At 56.0% G+C, this 232-nt stretch carries 2 tRNA genes; both read right to left on the reverse strand.

Annotation, left to right across the window (positions count from 1 at the left end):
* Window positions 1–76 (reverse strand) — tRNA-Glu (locus tag K0F75_RS25480).
* Window positions 77–156: 80 nt separating this feature from the next.
* Window positions 157–232, reverse strand: a tRNA-Ala gene (locus tag K0F75_RS25485).

The following is a 232-nucleotide window of genomic DNA, read 5'->3' on the forward strand; positions in this document are numbered from 1 at the left end:
TGGCGTCCCCTAGGGGACTCGAACCCCTGTTACCGCCGTGAAAGGGCGGTGTCCTAGGCCACTAGACGAAGGGGACGCAAAACCTTCTATACAACGTGATCAGACTGAGTCTGATCGATTCAAGGCCTGCGTGGCCAAGCCTTGAACTGTACAATTTGGTGGAGCTAAACGGGATCGAACCGTTGACCTCTTGCATGCCATGCAAGCGCTCTCCCAGCTGAGCTATAGCCCC

The organism is Pseudomonas sp. UMAB-08, assembly GCF_900095225.1.
Lineage (GTDB): Bacteria > Pseudomonadota > Gammaproteobacteria > Pseudomonadales > Pseudomonadaceae > Aquipseudomonas.